Raw genomic sequence first — 18,655 nt, 5'->3', positions numbered from 1 at the left:
TCCCCTCTTTTACTTACGCATTTTTGGATCTAACGCGTCGCGTAATCCGTCTGCCATTAAGTTAAACGCTAAAATTAATATACTGATGACAACCGCAGGGATGAACATCATATGCGGATACGTTTGAATAGATTTATAACCATCATTTACAAGAGAACCTAGTGACGCAAATGGTGGCTGAATTCCTAAACCGATGAAACTTAAGAACGCTTCACCAAACACCGCTGATGGAATTGTAAACATCGTCATTACGATAATAGGTCCCATTACGTTTGGAATTAAATGTTTCACAATTAATTGTGTATTTGTTGCACCTAATGTACGAGATGCTAATACATATTCTTGGTTTTTTAACTTTAAGATTTGTCCACGAACAATACGCGACATCCCTATCCAACCTGTAATCGCCATCGCAAGTGTAATTGACCAAATACCAGATCCCATAATGATTACCATTAAAATAACGATGATTAAGTATGGAATACCGTTAATAATCTCCATAATACGTTGCATAATGTTATCTACTCTACCGCCGTAGAATGCTGAAATACCTCCGTATGCAACCCCAATTACTAAGTCAATTGCTGCCGCTAAAAGAGCGATATATAATGATACGCGTGTACCTTCCCATGTTCTTGTCCATAAGTCACGGCCAAGGTCATCTGTACCAAACCAGAAGTACTCTTTAATATCACGTTTTTCATATTGGTCAACACCATATTGATCTGTACCGTCAAATGGTAACCAATGAACATTTTCAATAACTGGAATTTTTGGTGGTAATTTCGCACGACCTAAATCTTGCTCTTTATACGAGTGTTTACTTACCATCGGTCCAAAAATCGCTAATAGCGCAATGATAACTAACAATACAAGGCCAAGCATCGCACCTTTATGTTGGAATAAACGTCTTCTTACATCTTGCCAAAACGTTAAGCTTGGACGGGCAATGACTTCATTATCAACATTATTTTGATTGGCTTGTTGAAATAAATCTGGAGATAATTTTTGTACATCTTTCATCATTTTTTCCCTCCCGCTAAACGAATACGAGGATCAATAATTCCGTATAAAATATCGACAATGAAAATAACTAAAATGAAGATCGCACTATAGAAAATCGTAGTTCCCATAATAACTGTATAGTCATTTAAAGTAATCGATTTAACGAATTGTTCCCCAAGTCCTGGTACAGCATAAATTTGCTCGATAACAAGTGTTCCTGTAATTAATGCCGCAACCATTGGTCCTAAAATTGTTACAACTGGAATTAACGCGTTACGAAGTGCATGTTTGACAATGATAACGCCTTGGCTAATTCCTTTCGCTTTCGCTGTTAAAATGTAATCGGCTTGCATAACTTCAATTAATTCTGCACGAGAGAAACGTGCGATTGTCGCGATAACTCCCATCGATAATGCAATTGTAGGCATTACAGTAAACTCTGGTCCTTTCCAGAATGCTACTGGGAACCAGCCTAGTTTTACCCCTACGAAATATTGCAGTAATGCGGCGAATACGAATGATGGTACCGACATTCCGAGTACCGAAATAACTGTTGCACTATAATCTACCCACGTATTATTACGAAGTGCGGCAACAATACCTAAAATTAAACCGATAAATGTTCCTAATATAATCGCTTGTAAACCTAATTGGGCTGATGGTCCAATACGATCCACAATCATGTCTGTTACTGGGCGGTTATCATATTGGAATGATACCCCTAAATCACCTTTTGCTAAGTTACCTAAGTAACGTGCATATTGAACTGGTACCGGATCATTCAATCCGTATTTTTCAAGAATGATTTCTTTTTGTGCCGGTGATAGCTTCTCCTGGTTTTTAAGCGGAGAACCCGGAAGTAATTTCATCAAAAAGAAAGTCATTGTAGTAATTAAAAATAATGTCAAAGCCATGTACACGAAACGTTTTAATACATAACGTCCCATAGTCAAGCACCTCCCCGTTTTTCTCAAAAGCAATAAGATAGTTTAAAATATTCTTACTTTTATTTTTTTAAAATAAGAGCATATGCCCATCATAGGCATATACCCTTGTAAACGATGGAAAAAAAAGATTATTTTTGTTCAACAGATGCCCATTTGTAAGTTAATTTACCACCATAGTTAATTGGGATAATATCTTTTACGGCACCTTTTACTACATACGCTGAACCTTTTTGGAAGATTGGAGTGATAACTGCATCCTCTTTAATTAACATCTTCTCTACTTCTAGAAGGTTGTCCCAGCGAGCTTGTAAATCTTTTGTATCTGTTTTAGCTTTTAGGATTAACTCATCATATTTCTGATTAGAATACCCTGTTTTATTTTGAGAACCATTCGTAACAAACATATCTAAATATGAGATTGGATCTGGGAAATCTGGTCCCCAAATACCAAACGCAATATCATATTGCTGAGAATCTTCTAATTTATTTTTTTGTGCGAATGGTTGCTGTTTAATTTTAATTGATAAACCTGGTAAGTTCTTTTCCATCTCACCTTTTAAGAATTCCCCAACTTTTTTAGCATCTTCATTATCAAAGTTTAAGAATTCTAGTTCGATTTTATCAGTTCCAAGCTCTTTCTTCGCTGTTTCCCAAAGCTTTTTTGCTTCTTTTGGATTTGTTTCAACTAGCTTTCCATTTTCAGCTCGGAAATCTTTTTTATTTGGACCTTCAGCGAAATCTTTTCCAACAAATCCGTAAGCTCCAATTGCGCCGTTATTTAAAATAACTTTTGCAATGTTATCACGGTCAAAGGACATTGAAATTGCTTTTCTTAAGTTTTTATTACTTAAGTACTGATTACTTTGATTAAATCTTAAGTAAGCAACCCCTGCCTCTTTTCTTGTTTGGAACTCTGGGCTTTTTCTAAACTTATCAACAAATTCAGACGTTAAAGCCGCCCGATCAATCGCGTTTGTCTCATATAAATTTACATCAGTTGCTGTATTTTTTACAATATTAAAGTTGATTTCTTCGATTTTAACCGTTTTATTATCCCAATATGAAGGATTCTTCTTGAATTGGAAACTTTGTTCATGTTTCCAATCACTCATAACGAATGGACCGTTATATAATGTTGTATTTGCCTCTAAACCAAATTTATCACCTTGTGCTTTTACAAAGTTTTCATTTAGTGGGTAAAATACTGGATAAACTGTTAAATCGATAAAGTAAGGAACGGGATTGTCTAATTCTACTTCTAATGTATAATCATCAATCGCTTTTACACCTAATTGGTCAGCAGGTAATTCTTTTTTATGAATTTTCTCTGCATTTTTAATATCGAACATAATGTATGAATACGTTGCTTTTGTATCTGGATTTACTGCTCTTTTCCATGAATACACAAAGTCTTTAGCTGTTACAGGTTCCCCATTCGACCATTTCGCATCTCTTCTTAATTTAAATATGTATTTCTTCCCATCATCTAGCTTTTCGACATCTTCTGCAACTCCAGGCATTCTCTTTTGATCTTTGCCAATACGATATAAACCTTCCATCGTATTATTTAATGCTGTAGAAGATGAAGAATCAGATGCTAATGATGCATCCATTGACGGAATTTCAGATAACTCTGTTAAATTAAGAATCTGTTTTCCGTTACTACTACTCGTAGCGTTCTCTTTCCCTTTTGCTTTTGCGTCATCTTTTTGGTAGCTACACGCGCTAAGCAACATACTTGCAGTTAAAGTTGATGCAAGTAATAACGGTATCTTTTTCTTCATGTTGTGTTGCCTCCCCTAATTGCACTTCCTGTACCCTAACTTGTTAAAAAGTAGAATTGAAAGAATAATCTCCAAGTTTCTACAATTTTCATTATACATATAATATAACAATTGTGAATATAGTTTTTTGTTTTTTTGTTAAAATTTTTAATAAAATATTTATATTTTTAATTTTTCGTAAAGGGATACATTAACATTGCTACCATCATCTTAAAATCAGACCTTTAATTGCGTATAATTTTCAAAAAATTAATCCTAGTACTTATTATAGCTTTTATAGTATAATAATTCTAGTAATATTTTGACGGAGGGGAATATTTTGAATAAAGTTTTTTTTCATACTTGTATACTAATTTTTATAGCGATGATTGCTTCTAGTATTGGTGCATTCCTCATTTCATCTCAATTTTTGTTGAACTTTGTCAACATTTTGTTTTATATTGCACTGTTTTTTATTCTTATCGGCGGTTTTTTATACATATTTCAAAATGGTTTTTTCAATGTAACCATTTACGCATTCCAAAGAGTATTTGGTACGAACAAAAAGATTGACTCTTTAATTGAAGAAGTCGAGGAACCTACAGATAAGAAAGAACGTATTTATAAAACATATTCATTCAAATGGACATATCCAATTTGTATTACAGGTATCTTCCTTGGGTTGTTCTCGACCCTTATTAGCTTTACTATTTTGATGTAGTTTGCAAACACTATCCCATATGATATAATAATCAGCAAAACATTTTGTTATAAAACTTTAGTTCTTTCATATTAAAAGAGCTCAAGTAACAATAAATAAATTTATATGTATGCGATGATAAAGAAGAGTACATATTGAGGCAATTTCAGAGAGCTTGTGGTTGGTGTGAACAAGTAATTGTACAGTATGGAATGGGCTTTTGAGCACCAAACCGAACCGAAAGTAGTAGGCTTTGGCGTTATATCCTAACGTTATTATGGATTAGAGAGATTTCACAGTAGTGAAATAATTAGGGTGGTACCGCGGTCCATTCGTCCCTATAGTTTTTGGGATGAATGGGCTTTTTTGTTTGCCTTCTCTCCCCCCCATCACGCATTCAATTTTAGGAGGAATTACTTATGTCAGTTATCTTTTCTGGTATTCAGCCAAGTGGAACGATTACACTTGGAAACTATTTAGGCGCAATGAAGCAGTTTACAGAGCTTCAAAATGAACACGACTGTTATTTCTGTATTGTAAACCAACATGCGATTACAGTACCTCAAGATCCCGTCGGACTTCGTAAAAACATCCGCAGTCTTGCTGCACTTTATGTAGCATGCGGCATCGATCCTGAAAAAGCTACTTTATTTGTACAATCAGAAGTACCAGCACACGCTCAATTAGGATGGATCATGCAATCTGTTGCTTACGTTGGAGAATTAGAACGTATGACGCAATATAAAGATAAAGCTTCGGGTAGAGATTCAGTTCCAGCTGGATTACTTACGTATCCACCATTAATGGCTGCTGATATTTTACTTTACAACACTGAAATCGTACCAGTTGGTGATGACCAAAAGCAACATATGGAATTAACACGCGACCTAGCAGAGCGTTTCAACAAACGCTTCCGTGAAGTGTTCACAATTCCTGAAATTCGTATTCCAAAAGTAGGCGCTCGCGTTATGTCATTAACAGAACCTACGAAGAAAATGAGTAAATCTGATCCGAATCCAAAATCAATGATCAGTATGCTTGATGAACCAAAAACAATTGAAAAGAAAATTAAGAGTGCTGTTACTGACTCTGAAGGTATTGTGAAATTTGATAAAGAAAACAAACCTGGTATCTCTAACTTATTAACAATCTACTCTTCATTCTCTGGAAAAACAGTTGAAGAAATTGAAGCAATGTACGAAGGAAAAGGATACGGCGACTTCAAAGGCGACCTAGCGCAAGTAGTCGTAGAATCAATTCGTCCAATCCAAGACAAATATAACGAACTAATCAACTCACCAGAACTAGACGAAATTCTAGACAAAGGTGCAGAAAAAGCAAACCGCGTTGCATTCAAACAACTACGCAAAGTAGAAAACGCAATGGGACTAAGCAGAAAACGTAGGTAACATATAAAGTGGAAGCGGAGGCGGCTCGTTTAGAATGTGAGGGGGATGGAGCTCCTGACGTAGAGGCGCTTTTTGCCTCGCAGGAAGGCGCGAAGCCACCGAACATTCTTGCCGCTGGAGCTGGATTACATATAAAGTGGAAGCGGCTCGTTCAGCTCTGACTGGCTAAGGTTCTTTCGCATAAAAGGAGCTTTTTTCCTTCTTATGCGGAAGGTTCTTAGACACGAAGAGCTTGCCGCTGGAGCTGGATTACATATAAAGCGGAAGCGGCTCGTTTAGAATGCGAGGGGGATAGAGCTCCTGACGTAGAGGCGCTTTTTGCCTCACAGGAAGGCGCGAAGCCACCGAACATTCTTGCCGCCGGAGCTGGATTACTACAAAATTAAAAAACCGCCAATTGGCGGTTTTTTAATTTACCTTTTGCTCATTTTCCATTTCCCATAACTTTTCAAAAAATGGCTGTCCTTTTACGAGACGCTCGCATAATTGTTCATGCTTATCAGACCAGCCTGTTTTCGCTTCATCATACAGCTTAACCCAAATATCTTCAAATTCCATATGTTGAACCATTCCATATGCTGATGGATCCCACTCTGTGAACCAATAGCGAATTTCTGCTGTATTTTTCGTTGTATGTAATTGATCTAACGCCATAAATAATAATTGTTTTAGCTGTCTTTCTTTACGAGTCAAGCCATTCATAATGAAAGGCGATGGTGATAAAATGTGATGTTCTTTTTCTGTTTCTTCTACTTGGAACTCATACTTTTCTGCTTGTACGTTTTCTACCATCTCATATACCATCTGCTCTTGGCGTGGTATAAGTCTGCTTTTGCGAATTGGTACATTGTAGCCAATTGTGTCAATCGCAATAATTCCTTTTCCATCTGTAACAACAAAGCAATACTCTTGCTGCAAACGTTCATGATTTTTACGAATATAAGCCTTATGATGTACGTCTTCCAGCATTTTTTGCGGAAGCTCTAACAATTCGTTCTCGATGTAATGATATAATGTGGCATCTACTTTTAATAATGGCACTTGATCTAATAGCTCAATCGTATCATCTTTCCGCCATTCGTAAAAATGACAAACGTTATACCCATTTTCTTCACCTTCAAACCAATTTACCCATACATCATGTAGATATAACATTCACTACCCCTCACTTCACTACTGTTTGTACCAATCATTATGTTCATTTTTGCTTAACTTTATTCCACTTGAGGAAATATATTCTAATTATTATTTTTTCTTCTATTAATACTAAAAAAACAGGAAATAGAACTCCTGTTTTTTTATATATGAAATGTACTTGCTTTATTCAATATTTCTTTTGCATCTATAGATAATAAAGAAAGTGTATCTTCTCCTTCCAAAGTTACACAATCTTTGACAATATGAAATCCAAGCGCATAGCCAAGCATCTTCGGATAAGAGTGAAAGCCATTTAATAAGATGTCATGTTCCCTTGTTCCTCGTTTTATACTTATTCTTTCATGTACAATATTTTTCCAATAATAAATAGCCTCTTCCTTTGAAAGATACGCCGTCCACGGTGCATTGTTTTTTTCTGTATACCTTTCTGTTACTGCTTGTTCAGCTAGCCCTTCCATAATCATCGTATCAAGTAATGTATATTCTGTTTCTTTCGTCTCAATTTGATGTAACCTGCATATGTGATGATATTCATGCGCTAATAACACTTTTAATTCTTCTACCGAATTCCGTCCACATACGAATAAGAAAATAACATGACGCATAGATAATCCAGCCCTACCGTTATACTCTTCTTGTACAGTTCGATTATAGGAATCTGATAATAAAATAAAGACAGGGACATCTGGACCTTTTAACCAGTTTTTCAGTTTATCATACTCCAGGCTCAATTCTTTCCAAATTTCCTTTTCCTCTAATTCTTTAATTTCCTTTTCTCCGCGCATGATCGGGCGATACATCCCTTTTGAAATTAAAAAGCGATACAACCTTTCTTTTGGCAACGGAATATACTTCGTAAATTTCTCACAAAGTTTTTCTGGCCGCCCATAATATAAATGTAGCCATTCAGCTGTTTCAACAATCCCCATCTTTATCCCTCCTTTTTCTTATGTATATGCTACAGGAGAAAAAGGCGTAAAAATAAATAAGGAGTTTTTTCGCAATATATTGCGAAAAAACTCCTTATTTTATCTATTATTTATACGATTTAAATACTAATACTGCGTTATGACCACCGAATCCTAATGAATTACTTAACACCGCGTTTACTTCTTGGTGTCTCGCTTGATTCGGTACGTAATCTAAGTCACATTCTGGATCTGGTGTCTCATAGTTAATTGTTGGCGGAATTACTCCGTCTGTAATTGATTTAATAGAGAAAATCGCTTCAACAGCACCAGCTGCTCCTAATAAGTGACCTGTCATTGATTTCGTTGAGCTAATCGCTACTTTATACGCGTGCTCACCGAAAGTTTCTTTAATTGCCATCGTTTCATATTTTTCATTCGCATCCGTACTTGTACCATGCGCATTAATGTAATCAATATCTTCTGGCTGTAGGCCTGCATCAGCTAAAGCTTGACGCATTGCACGCACTCCGCCTTCACCACCAGGAGCAGGCATTGTAATATGGAACGCATCTCCAGTTGCACCATAACCAGCAATTTCCGCGTAAATGTGAGCACCACGCGCTAATGCGTGCTCTAATTCTTCAAGAATTAGAATACCTGAGCCTTCACCCATTACAAAACCGCTACGATTTTTATCAAATGGACGGCAAGCCGTTGCTGGGTCTTCATTAAATGTTAATGCTTTCGCTGAGCTAAATCCTGCGAATGCCATACTTGTTAGCGGTGCTTCTGCTCCGCCTGTAATCATTGCATCAGCATCACCACGCTGAATTGCTTTAAATGCATCACCAATTGAGTTTGCACCAGATGCACAAGCCGTTACAGAACAAGTGTTAATTCCTTTTGCTCCTGTTGCGATTGATACTTGACCTGCTGCCATATCCGGAATCATCATCGGTACGAAGAATGGGCTCACGCGGCGTGGGCCTTTCTCAGTAAAAATCTTAAATTGTTCTTCGTATGTTTCCATACCGCCAATACCTGATCCAATCCATACACCAATTCGAGGTCCGTTTTCTTCTGTAATTTCAAGCTTTGCATCTGCAACTGCCATTTTCGCTGCTGCTACTGCATATTGTGTAAAGCGGTCCATACGGCGCGCTTCTTTTTTATCAATATATTTCTCGACTTCAAAGTCGTTAATTTCCGCTGCTACTTTTGCTGGAAATAGTTCTGGATCAATTCTTGTAAGTCGCCCGATTCCAGATACACCCTTTTTAATGTTTTCCCATGCTGTTTCAACATCTGTTCCGACCGGTGTAACAGCTCCTAGTCCTGTAATTACGACCCTCTTTTTTTCCATACAAAATACACTCCTTTTTTTCTCTCAGTCCTTATTTACCCCAACGAAGAGCGACTGCTCCCCATGTTAATCCGCCACCAAAACCAACAAGTATAATTAAATCACCATCTTGAATACGTCCATTTTGCAATTCCTCTACCATTGCAATTGGAATTGAAGAAGCTGATGTATTACCAAACTTTTCAATTGTCATACTCATTTTTTCTTGTGGTAAATTTAATCTCTCTCTTGCAGATTCCATAATACGAATATTCGCTTGATGCGGTACTAAGAAATCCACATCCTCTTTCGTAAGACCAGCCTTATCTAAAACGCGAAGACAAGATTCACCAAGTTGACGAACGGCAAATTTAAAGACTTCTCTGCCATTCATCATAACATACTCGTCTTGATATAGATGCTTACCGCCGCTTCCGTCTGCTCCTAATTCGAAAGATAGAACGCCTCTTCCTTCTGAAACTGCTCCCATTACGATAGCACCGGCTCCGTCTCCAAATAATACCGCTGTATTTCGATCATTCCAGTCTACAATTTTAGATAGCTTATCACTACCAACTACTAATACGTTTTTATAAGTCCCCGTTTTAATAAATTGCTGCGCTGTAATCATTCCGTACATAAAGCCAGCGCATGCTGCACCTACATCCATTGCAGCTGCATGTTTCGCTCCAATCGCTTCTTGAATGACACAAGCTACTGCTGGAAACGCACGATCTGGTGTTACTGTCGCCACTAAAATAAGATCGATATCTTCTCCGCTAACCCCTGCATCTTCAAGTGCTTTTTTTGCAGCCTCTACGGCCATATATGAAGTATCTATTGTATCATCGGCAATGCGTCTTTCTGCAATTCCCGTTCTCGTACGAATCCATTCATCGGATGTATCCATTATTTTTTCTAAATCGTGATTTGTGACTACTTTTTCTGGCACATATCTTCCGATCCCTAAAATGCCCACGTTCACATCGCAGCCCTCCGTTTTATATCAATTATTATGACTTGGTACTAATTTTAAAACATAAATGTATTTTTGTCTAGAATATATTTCGCATAAAACAGAAAGCTAACGCATTATCCACTTTATTTTTCATTAAAAGAAACAGAAACATACCTCTCAAATATAAAAAGACTCAAACCCTTCTGTTCACGGTTCGAGCCTCTCTTTCATCTAAAAAGATGTTTTTTATTCTTTATCTGCTTTTCTTCTAAACTAGAGAGTTCTCCTCACTACCTTTCCTTTATCCTCTTCATATCTCTGGTTTTCCCCCAGGCGAGAATAAAAAAGGCCCTGACCGCTTCTATCCACGGTTCGAGCCTCTCTTCCACCTTAAAAAGATGCTTTTTATTCTTTATCTGCTTTCCTTCTAAACTAGACAGTTCTCCTCACTACTTTTCCTTTATCCTCTTCATATCTCTGGTTTTCCCCCAGGCGAGAATAAAAAAGGCCCTGACCGCTTCTATCCACGGTTCGGGCCTCTCTTCCATCTTAAAAAGATGCTTTTTATTCTTTATCTGCTTTCCCGAGCTCATAAGCCTCGTTCATAACTTTCATTAACAACTCTAACACCGGCTGTGCCTTCTCCATATCAAGTGCAATTCCATTATCATCTAAAATTGCCTTTGCTTCCGGTAAATGCTTCATTGCGATTTGTAAAAACTGCATGCTTTTTTCGTTCATATTATACTCTTCCTCTCCATTAAAACTTTCACATACAATAGTGTAACACGCGTACTACCCTTCGTATAACTCTTTATATTTTTTCATGTGTGCCAGTTGCTTATTTAAACCGTATTCTAACGGAGTATTTCTTTTTATTGAAATTACTTCGATAGCCTCATCTCTTACTTCGTTATTATTTTTATTTACTTTATCATCCGCGCGTAAAAGATTCATACCTTTTTCCCATAATGACTGTTTACCACTAAGTAAATTGTATATACCAAGATGCGCCCCGTTCGTTCCATGTTCCCATAAGTATTCACATACATCTTCAACGTAAAGTAAATCATTCCCCTTTTCCTCAATCGTACAACGCCACTCTTTTTCAACTAATTCTGATAAAATAAGCTGATGAAACATCATAAAGGACGGTTGCCACGGTCCATATAATGTTGGAACTCGAAATACACTATATTGTAAATTCCCTTTTTTCAATCCTTCTTCTACTTTCAAAAATAGGCGCTTATTTTCGGATTCATCTGTACTGCCTACTTCAATAGAAGAAATTAAATTTAACTTCACTTTTTGTTCTTCACACATTCTTATAATTCGCTTTAAATATTGTAATATGACTCTTTCATTCCGAAATCCACTTTGCTGATTTGGCTCATATAAGCAAAAATAAACAGTATCGAATCTCTCTTCCTCAACCGATCTCCATCCATCTTCATCTCTTATCGAATAATACGTAAATAACGCATTTCGCCCAATTAATAATAACTTCTCTTCATTAATTTTGGTCATACTATCGAATTCATCAAAATCAAGACCATAGACTTCCACTTCTTCTGCAATCATTTTATTTACAAGGTGATAACCTACAAACGTAAGTGCACCTATTATCAGCACGCGTTCCATACCACCAACCCTTTCCCTCTGAAACAAATAGCTCCTCATTTATGTATATGGGAGCTTCATAATTCTTCTTCATATTTTTTAAAGAAATCAGTCGTTTGCCTAACCATTTTATATTTCACATCTTGCAGATGGAACAAGACAGAAGTATCACATTGATTTAGTTGCCTCATTTTCTCATATCTACGCAACTGCTGTTTTCTTCCTCTTTTTTCTTGTGTTGATACGAAAATTTTAACAGGTACACAAGATGGAAGAAGCGTAAATGATTTCTTATTTATTTTTGATTCTAATTCTTCTTCTTTGGCATCATACGCCAAACTTAATTCCTTCACGAGTCTCTTGTAAAAAAATTTATGCTCTTTCTCAAAACTTACATATTCCGGTAAATCTAAACACGGATTTAGCATAACAACAGAACGAATACATTCAGGATATTTGTTCATCATTTCAAGTGCTACAAGCGCTCCCATACCATCTGCCATAATGTGCATTTTCGCATTTAACGTCTCTTTTCTCAAAACAACATCATATAAACGTTTTGCCAGACGAACAGATTGATCGTTTCCCCAATGTCTTCCGTATAAATTAGAGGAAAAGACCGTGTATCCTTGTTCAATAAGACCATGTAAAAAATAAGATTTACCCGCATGTTGTGTCCATAAACTTGTACCATTCTCAATAAAGTAGTTATAATCACCGAGGAGCATAACAGAAAATCCATTTGGCTTCTCCGGTAAATAAATGACACATGGTTCTTTTTCTAAGTAAAAAAAACGTTCCGTAATACTCATTTTTCCCCCGCCTTATTTTCTAAACATATAAAAGTACTCTTTTATAATGTATGAACGGAATGCAAATTTGCGTTGAAAAATCTACAAATATTTTTCTATATTCTTTTTTCAATTGTGTTACAATAAGGACAGATTGAACGAATAGAGGTGTAAAATATGCGTTTCATTTGGGCATTAATTTGGTCGTTCTTACTTGTACATATGATGAGCTATGTAATCGGCTCTATGACTGGCGGTACATACGACTTTAACCAAGCGTCTATTTTCTCAGTTGTTCTTGCTGTGTTAGTACTAGCAATTTCAGCTGCAATTCCAAACGAGCCAGTAGAACAACACTAAAAAAAGAGTCCGGATTTTATCCGAACTCTTTTTTATTTTTATTTCACATGAACGACTAATTCGTTATTTTCTACATCAACAACTACGTGACTATTGTCAGTAATTGTTCCTGCAATTAATTCTCGTGCTAATTTCGTTTCCACTTGACGCTGTACGTATCGTTTTAATGGACGAGCTCCGTACATTGGGTCGAAACCAGCTTCCACAACAAATTCTTTTGCTGCATCTGTTAATTCTACTGTAATGTGACGGTCAGCTAGACGACCTTGTAGTTCTTTTACAATTTTATCAACAATGCTTTTAATTTCATTCGTTGTAAGAGGTTTGAATAAAATAATTTCATCAACACGGTTTAAAAATTCAGGGCGGAAATGTCCTCTTAATTGCCCCATTACAAGGTCTCTTGATTCCTCTTTAATCGAACCATCTTCTTCTAATCCATCTAGTAAATGAGCAGATCCGATATTTGAAGTCATAATAATAACTGTATTTTTAAAATCCACTGTACGACCTTGCGAATCTGTAATGCGTCCATCATCTAACATTTGTAATAAAATGTTGAATACTTCTGGATGTGCTTTTTCAATTTCATCTAATAAAACAACGGAATATGGTTTACGTCTTACCGCTTCTGTTAATTGACCGCCTTCCTCATATCCTACATATCCAGGAGGTGCACCAATTAAGCGTGACACTGCGTGTTTCTCCATATACTCAGACATGTCAATGCGAATCATTTGCTCTTCACTATCGAATAAAGACTGGGCTAGCGTTTTTGCAAGTTCTGTTTTACCAACACCTGTTGGTCCTAAGAAGATGAAAGAACCAATCGGGCGGTTCGGATCTTTAATACCAGCGCGAGCACGAAGAACTGCGTCTGACACTAAGCTTACTGCTTCCTCTTGTCCGATAACACGCTCTGATAAGATTTGCTCTAAGCGTAATAATTTCTCGCGTTCACCTTCCACGAGTTTCGCAACAGGAATACCCGTCCAGCGTGAAACAATATCTGCAATTTCTTCTTCACTTACTTCCTCACGTAATAAACGATTTTCTTGTTTATTATGCGCGCCCATTTCTTCCGCTTCTTTTAACTCTTTTTCAATTGCTGGAATTTTCCCGTGACGAAGTTCGGCTGCTTTATTTAAATCGTAATTACCTTCTGCTTCTTCTAATTCACGACGCAGACGTTCTAAATGTTCACGTAAGTCACGAACTTTGTGAATTTCTTCTTTTTCTTTCTCCCATTTCGCTCTCATACCACTTGCAACTTCTTTTAAATCCGATAATTCACGTTGCAATGTTTTTAGACGCTCTTGGCTACCACGATCCGTTTCTTTTCCAAGAGCCGCTTCTTCAATTTCCAGCTGCATAATGCGTCGCGTTACTTCATCTAATTCTGTCGGCATAGAATCAATTTCTGTACGAATTGTTGCACATGCTTCGTCAACAAGGTCAATTGCTTTATCAGGTAAGAAGCGATCTGAAATATATCGATCTGATAAAACTGACGCCGCTACAATCGCACGGTCATGAATATTTACACCGTGATAAATTTCAAAGCGTTCTTTTAATCCACGTAAAATTGAGATTGTATCTTCAACAGTTGGTTCTTCTGCTAATACTTGTTGGAAACGTCTTTCTAGTGCTGGATCTTTTTCAATATATTTGCGATATTCATCGAGCGTCGTCGCCCCGATACAATGCAGTTCACCACGCGCAAGCATCGGTTTTAACATATTTCCTGCATCCATCGCACCTTCTGTTTTACCAGCTCCAACTATTGTATGAAGTTCATCAATGAATAATAAAATGCGGCCCTCACTCTTTTTAATTTCATTTAATACAGCTTGCAGACGCTCTTCGAACTCACCACGGAATTTCGCACCTGCTACGAGCGCACTCATATCTAACGCAAAAATCGTTCTATCTTTCAATCCTTCAGGTACATCCTTTTTCACGATACGCTGTGCTAGCCCTTCAACGATTGCTGTTTTACCAACACCTGGCTCCCCAATTAAAACAGGATTGTTTTTCGTTTTACGTGAAAGAATACGAATTACACGTCGTATTTCACTATCACGGCCGATTACAGGATCAATTTTCCCTGCTCTCACTTCCGCCACTAAATCACGACCATATTTTTCTAACGCTTCATAAGTTGCTTCTGGATTTTGACTCGTCACTCTTTGATTCCCCCGAACTGTCATTAAAGACTGTAATAAGTTATCTTTCGTAATATGCAATCTTGTAAATAATTGATTTATATCGCCTTTTTCTTCAGAAAAAGCAAGCAACACATGTTCTACTGAAATGTAATCATCCTGCAGTTTTTCTGCTTCTTTCCCTGCTCTTACAAGCAGTTGTTGCAGAGCGCTCGTTACATACAATTTTCCAACTTCTGCACCGCTCCCCGTTACAGAAGGTTTCTTTTTAATTAAACTTTCAGCACCTTGCTTTAATGCTTCTATATCAACATTCATTTTTTGAAATATACGTACTGCTAATCCATCTTGCTCTTCTAATAATGCAAGTAATAGATGAACAGTATCCACCTCTTGGTGATGATGAGATACCGCTAAAGATTGGGCACTCATAATCGCCTCTTGTGTTTTTGTTGTCATTTGATTTAAGTCCATCTTTACAGCCCTCCAAAAGTTTGACTTTCTTTGACCTTTGATTTGATTATACGCCAACTGACTTTTTTATACAATAATTTTGCCTATGTATTTTCAAACTTATTATTTGAAAAAGAAAAAGAGAGCATTCATTATACTGCTAAAAATACGGTAAATGAAATTACAATGTGTAACGACAAAAAAGCCGCAATAATGATTGCGGCTTCTGTTACGGTTTTCTTTTATATGTCCACTGGCGGTTATGATTCGTGTTATCCGGAAACTTTTCACCGGCAGTTAATTTCACCATTTGCGGATCTTTCACCATACTTCCCGTTTCACCAATTTCTACGTAAATGCCATCATTCGGCGCTTTTTGTCCAGAACGAAACCTGCGATTTTGTCCCATCTTCATTCTCCTTCCATGACGTCTTGCCTCATTAGTATATCCATTTTAAAAGAAAGCTTTTCTGTCATGTTTAGGAAACAGTACTACATCTCATTCTTGTACATATATATGAATGACACAAGCGTAAGCAGGGATTTCTTTCCTACTTGTAGAAAAAAAAAGAAACCAACCTACTCTAGGCTAGTTTCAAAGGAGAGTCAAACATATACGAGAAGATTACATGTTCATTATATGCCTCACCACACGAGCAATGTAACCCTTTTCACAATTTGTACATAATGAAAGAAACATTGTTTGAACTTTCTAAAAAGATGTTGACTTTTCTTAATTTCCAACGATAAATAGTAGACACCACAGCACTTTGAGACGTAAGATGGATATATAGTGAAATTTCCATCTATGGTGATTTCACCGAGCCTAACCTCTTATTTCTGCATATTAAAAACGGAAATACAGATAGATACAAAAAATTATTATAAGAGGTGAAATTATGAACAAACAACATTTAATCGCATTAGACTTAGACGGCACTTTATTAACAGACAACAAAATAATTTCCACTCGAACGAAACATACAATTGCAAAAGCAAAGGAACAGGGACATATTGTTGTTATTTCAACAGGACGTCCATTCCGTGCTAGTTACGATTACTATAAAGAACTTGATCTTAACACACCTATCGTAAACTTTAACGGCGCTTACGTACATCATCCTCTTGATTCAAACTGGGGAACACATCACTCTCCTCTTGAGCTAGCAACAGCGCAAGAAATTGTCCGAGCTTGCTTTGATTTTGGCGTAAAAAATATATACGCGGAAGTAATGGACGATGTGTATGTTCGTGAAATTGATGAAGATAAAAAACATATTTTCGAATTCGGCTCTCCTAAGATTTTTACCGGAGACTTATTAAATATTTTAAACGATCATCCAACTTGCTTATTAATTGACGCACATGACGAGCATTCTACTGCAATTCGTCAACATTTAACGGATATGCATGCGGAAGTAATCGACCATAGAAAATGGGGCGCACCTTGGCCGATTATTGAAATTGTGAAAAGCGGATTAAATAAAGCAGTTGGATTACAAAAAATTTCTAGTCATTACAACATTCCACAAGAGCGCATTATCGCTTTCGGTGATGAAGATAATGATTTTGAAATGATTGAATTTGCTGGTCATGGCATCGCAATGGGAAATGCCATCCCTGAATTAAAATCACTCGCAAACCATACGACGTTAACGAACGAAGAAGATGGTATTGCTTTATATTTAGAAGAGGTTCTTGGGTTGTAATCTAAAAATTCCCTACTTATAGTTTCCTGCCAAATGTCCATACTATAAGTAGACGCATGAGACTTTGCGTCGATTGTTTTCAGCTAAATAAAGGGGGTTTTTCGAATGGGTAAAAAGAACAAATCAAAACGTTTTATCCAACAAGGAGCCGATGCTGTTATGAAGCACGATGCAAGATTCCCGTACAGAGGTACATTAGCTGAGGCAGAAAAAGCAAGAAGTAACTCTTCTTTTGGAGGGGTTTAAATGGGGAACTTACTATTCCAACAAGCTAGAGATGCTGTTGAAAATGCCGTATCTTGTTCAAGCGGTACTGAGCAACAAGATCTCGTGTATAGAGCAAAAAATGCTTTGCAATCCGCTTACGCAAACTCTTCAACTGCTGAAAAAGTTCAGCTCCGTGAAATGCAAGAGCAATTGCAAAACATTACGAATTTACATTAAAAAAGAGGACCAACTTTGGTCCTCTTTAATCTTTCCGAAACAATCCGAACACCCCAACTGTTTGCAGTATATTTGTAAATGCACCTGGGTCCACTTGTCTAATAATCCTCTCTAATTCGTATAACTCGTAACGGGTAATAACCATCATTAACATTTCTTTATTTTCATTCGTATAAGCACCTGTTGCTGGTATCGTTGTAATCCCTCTTACTAATCGCGAGTGAATCGCCTTTCTTACGTCTGCCCCATTCTTCGTAACAATTAATGCTGTAATCTTTACATGACGAGTATGAATTGCATCAATAATTCTCGTTGATACATATAAAGTCACTAGCGTATACAACGCTTTTTCCCATCCATATACATAGCCAGCAGCGATAATGATAATTGCATTAAAAAAGAAAAAGTATGTACCGACAGGCTTATCTTTTATTTTTGATAAAATCATGGCGATAATATCTAATCCACCTGTAGAAGCACCCCACTTTAAAGCAATCCCTACTCCAATTGCCGAAATAATCCCACCAAAAATCGCATTTAATATGATATCATTCGAAACCGCTCTAACAGGGATGATTTCTAGAAACAGAGTCATAAATATAACACAAAGAAAACTAAAAAAGGTGAAGGCCTTTCCAACCTTTTTCCACGCTAAAATAACGACAGGAATATTAAATAAGCTAAACAATACTCCCGTAGATATGTGAATCGATAAAAAATCACCTAATATTTGCGATAATAATTGAGACAATCCAGCAAAGCCGCTCGCATACACTTTTGCTGGTGTTAAAAATAAATTCATCCCAATCGCGTTTAATAAACCTGCGATGATTACAACGATTAACTTCTTTATAAGTTCAGTATAATTCAACTTCAAATCCATTTCGAATCCACCTTTACCCTTCATAAATGCACCGCTA

At 36.8% G+C, this 18,655-nt stretch carries 19 protein-coding genes and 1 other annotated feature; of the genes, 6 read left to right on the top strand and 13 right to left on the bottom strand.

What is annotated here, in order from left to right:
• Window positions 1–9 precede the first annotated feature (9 nt).
• From opp3C to DN407_RS05920, 3 genes are all read right to left on the bottom strand, one after another.
• A complete protein-coding gene (opp3C, locus tag DN407_RS05930; protein ID WP_000974106.1) occupies window positions 10–1,026 on the bottom strand; it encodes an oligopeptide ABC transporter permease in 1,017 nt (338 codons plus the stop codon).
• Window positions 1,023–1,952 carry an oligopeptide ABC transporter permease gene (opp3b, locus tag DN407_RS05925; protein WP_000534172.1) on the bottom strand — a complete coding sequence of 310 codons (930 nt, stop codon included), beginning with the start codon at window positions 1,950–1,952 and terminating at the stop codon, window positions 1,023–1,025. Before opp3b ends, opp3C begins: the two co-directional genes overlap by 4 nt.
• 128 nt (window positions 1,953–2,080) lie before the next feature.
• On the bottom strand, window positions 2,081–3,736 hold the full coding sequence (locus tag DN407_RS05920; protein WP_000727219.1) for a peptide ABC transporter substrate-binding protein: 1,656 nt from the start codon (window positions 3,734–3,736) through the stop codon (window positions 2,081–2,083).
• Between the two features lie 319 nt (window positions 3,737–4,055).
• Here DN407_RS05920 and DN407_RS05915 point away from each other — a divergent pair, with 319 nt between their 5' ends.
• Both DN407_RS05915 and trpS read left to right on the top strand, forming a co-directional pair.
• Complete coding sequence (locus DN407_RS05915) at window positions 4,056–4,436, top strand: DUF3899 domain-containing protein (RefSeq protein WP_001044997.1); 381 nt, start codon at window positions 4,056–4,058, stop codon at window positions 4,434–4,436.
• Between the two features lie 105 nt (window positions 4,437–4,541).
• Window positions 4,542–4,758: a binding site (T-box leader), on the top strand.
• A gap of 76 nt (window positions 4,759–4,834) precedes the next feature.
• Entirely contained in the window at window positions 4,835–5,824 is a 990-nt protein-coding gene (gene trpS / locus DN407_RS05910) for a tryptophan--tRNA ligase (RefSeq protein WP_087948069.1), read from the top strand.
• A gap of 408 nt (window positions 5,825–6,232) precedes the next feature.
• On the opposite strand, the gene DN407_RS05905 is transcribed toward trpS, so the two are convergent.
• From DN407_RS05905 to DN407_RS05875, 7 genes are all read right to left on the bottom strand, one after another.
• Window positions 6,233–6,979, bottom strand: a complete 747-nt coding sequence (locus DN407_RS05905) for a YjbA family protein (protein WP_000966128.1) — start codon at window positions 6,977–6,979, stop codon at window positions 6,233–6,235.
• A gap of 143 nt (window positions 6,980–7,122) precedes the next feature.
• Complete coding sequence (locus tag DN407_RS05900) at window positions 7,123–7,911, bottom strand: DUF2268 domain-containing putative Zn-dependent protease (RefSeq protein ID WP_000513275.1); 789 nt, start codon at window positions 7,909–7,911, stop codon at window positions 7,123–7,125.
• A gap of 106 nt (window positions 7,912–8,017) precedes the next feature.
• Window positions 8,018–9,256: a beta-ketoacyl-ACP synthase II gene (fabF, locus tag DN407_RS05895; protein WP_000412656.1), complete on the bottom strand. Its 1,239-nt coding sequence runs from the start codon at window positions 9,254–9,256 to the stop codon at window positions 8,018–8,020.
• 31 nt (window positions 9,257–9,287) lie between these two features.
• Complete coding sequence (gene fabH / locus DN407_RS05890) at window positions 9,288–10,220, bottom strand: beta-ketoacyl-ACP synthase III (RefSeq protein WP_001100532.1); 933 nt, start codon at window positions 10,218–10,220, stop codon at window positions 9,288–9,290.
• A gap of 537 nt (window positions 10,221–10,757) precedes the next feature.
• Window positions 10,758–10,934: a ComZ family protein gene (locus DN407_RS05885; protein ID WP_001986215.1), complete on the bottom strand. Its 177-nt coding sequence runs from the start codon at window positions 10,932–10,934 to the stop codon at window positions 10,758–10,760.
• A gap of 54 nt (window positions 10,935–10,988) precedes the next feature.
• Entirely contained in the window at window positions 10,989–11,861 is an 873-nt protein-coding gene (locus tag DN407_RS05880; RefSeq protein ID WP_002102826.1) for an NAD-dependent epimerase/dehydratase family protein, read from the bottom strand.
• 29 nt (window positions 11,862–11,890) lie between these two features.
• Entirely contained in the window at window positions 11,891–12,625 is a 735-nt protein-coding gene (locus DN407_RS05875) for a lipase family protein (RefSeq protein WP_000028691.1), read from the bottom strand.
• Window positions 12,626–12,781: 156 nt separating this feature from the next.
• Here DN407_RS05875 and DN407_RS05870 point away from each other — a divergent pair, with 156 nt between their 5' ends.
• Window positions 12,782–12,964 (top strand): YjzD family protein, encoded by a 183-nt coding sequence (locus DN407_RS05870; RefSeq protein ID WP_001211116.1) that lies wholly within the window; start codon window positions 12,782–12,784, stop codon window positions 12,962–12,964.
• Between the two features lie 38 nt (window positions 12,965–13,002).
• Here the strand turns inward: DN407_RS05870 and clpB are convergent, their stop codons facing one another.
• Window positions 13,003–15,603: an ATP-dependent chaperone ClpB gene (clpB, locus tag DN407_RS05865; protein WP_000365404.1), complete on the bottom strand. Its 2,601-nt coding sequence runs from the start codon at window positions 15,601–15,603 to the stop codon at window positions 13,003–13,005.
• Window positions 15,604–15,811: 208 nt separating this feature from the next.
• The gene (locus DN407_RS05860; protein WP_000531421.1) at window positions 15,812–15,991 is read right to left on the bottom strand and encodes a YjzC family protein; all 180 of its coding nucleotides are present in this window, start codon (window positions 15,989–15,991) and stop codon (window positions 15,812–15,814) included.
• 490 nt (window positions 15,992–16,481) lie between these two features.
• On the opposite strand from DN407_RS05860, the gene DN407_RS05855 reads away from it, so the two are divergent.
• The 3 genes from DN407_RS05855 (at window position 16,482) to DN407_RS05845 (ending at window position 17,735) form a co-directional block, all read left to right on the top strand.
• The gene (locus DN407_RS05855; protein WP_001041232.1) at window positions 16,482–17,291 is read left to right on the top strand and encodes a Cof-type HAD-IIB family hydrolase; all 810 of its coding nucleotides are present in this window, start codon (window positions 16,482–16,484) and stop codon (window positions 17,289–17,291) included.
• Window positions 17,292–17,396: 105 nt separating this feature from the next.
• Entirely contained in the window at window positions 17,397–17,537 is a 141-nt protein-coding gene (locus tag DN407_RS05850) for a hypothetical protein (RefSeq protein WP_000516816.1), read from the top strand.
• Complete coding sequence (locus DN407_RS05845; RefSeq protein WP_000527407.1) at window positions 17,538–17,735, top strand: DUF3813 domain-containing protein; 198 nt, start codon at window positions 17,538–17,540, stop codon at window positions 17,733–17,735.
• 25 nt (window positions 17,736–17,760) lie between these two features.
• Here DN407_RS05845 and DN407_RS05840 read toward each other — a convergent pair whose 3' ends face one another.
• Window positions 17,761–18,618, bottom strand: a complete 858-nt coding sequence (locus DN407_RS05840; RefSeq protein ID WP_000364432.1) for a YitT family protein — start codon at window positions 18,616–18,618, stop codon at window positions 17,761–17,763.
• Window positions 18,619–18,655 lie beyond the last annotated feature (37 nt).

The organism is Bacillus sp. JAS24-2, assembly GCF_008274905.1.
Lineage (GTDB): Bacteria > Bacillota > Bacilli > Bacillales > Bacillaceae_G > Bacillus_A > Bacillus_A cereus.
Note: the sequence above shows the minus strand (reverse complement) of the source record. Positions and strands in the feature narration are given on the sequence as shown.

Coding starts and splice junctions, on each gene's coding strand:
- opp3C (WP_000974106.1), bottom strand. CDS start 1,026: ATGATGAAAGATGTACAAAAATTATCTCCAGATTTATTTCAACAAGCC.
- opp3b (WP_000534172.1), bottom strand. CDS start 1,952: ATGGGACGTTATGTATTAAAACGTTTCGTGTACATGGCTTTGACATTA.
- DN407_RS05920 (WP_000727219.1), bottom strand. CDS start 3,736: ATGAAGAAAAAGATACCGTTATTACTTGCATCAACTTTAACTGCAAGT.
- trpS (WP_087948069.1), top strand. CDS start 4,835: ATGTCAGTTATCTTTTCTGGTATTCAGCCAAGTGGAACGATTACACTT.
- DN407_RS05905 (WP_000966128.1), bottom strand. CDS start 6,979: ATGTTATATCTACATGATGTATGGGTAAATTGGTTTGAAGGTGAAGAA.
- DN407_RS05900 (WP_000513275.1), bottom strand. CDS start 7,911: ATGGGGATTGTTGAAACAGCTGAATGGCTACATTTATATTATGGGCGG.
- fabF (WP_000412656.1), bottom strand. CDS start 9,256: ATGGAAAAAAAGAGGGTCGTAATTACAGGACTAGGAGCTGTTACACCG.
- DN407_RS05885 (WP_001986215.1), bottom strand. CDS start 10,934: ATGAACGAAAAAAGCATGCAGTTTTTACAAATCGCAATGAAGCATTTA.
- DN407_RS05875 (WP_000028691.1), bottom strand. CDS start 12,625: ATGAGTATTACGGAACGTTTTTTTTACTTAGAAAAAGAACCATGTGTC.
- DN407_RS05870 (WP_001211116.1), top strand. CDS start 12,782: ATGCGTTTCATTTGGGCATTAATTTGGTCGTTCTTACTTGTACATATG.
- clpB (WP_000365404.1), bottom strand. CDS start 15,603: ATGGACTTAAATCAAATGACAACAAAAACACAAGAGGCGATTATGAGT.
- DN407_RS05860 (WP_000531421.1), bottom strand. CDS start 15,991: ATGGGACAAAATCGCAGGTTTCGTTCTGGACAAAAAGCGCCGAATGAT.
- DN407_RS05855 (WP_001041232.1), top strand. CDS start 16,482: ATGAACAAACAACATTTAATCGCATTAGACTTAGACGGCACTTTATTA.
- DN407_RS05850 (WP_000516816.1), top strand. CDS start 17,397: ATGGGTAAAAAGAACAAATCAAAACGTTTTATCCAACAAGGAGCCGAT.
- DN407_RS05845 (WP_000527407.1), top strand. CDS start 17,538: ATGGGGAACTTACTATTCCAACAAGCTAGAGATGCTGTTGAAAATGCC.
- DN407_RS05840 (WP_000364432.1), bottom strand. CDS start 18,618: ATGGATTTGAAGTTGAATTATACTGAACTTATAAAGAAGTTAATCGTT.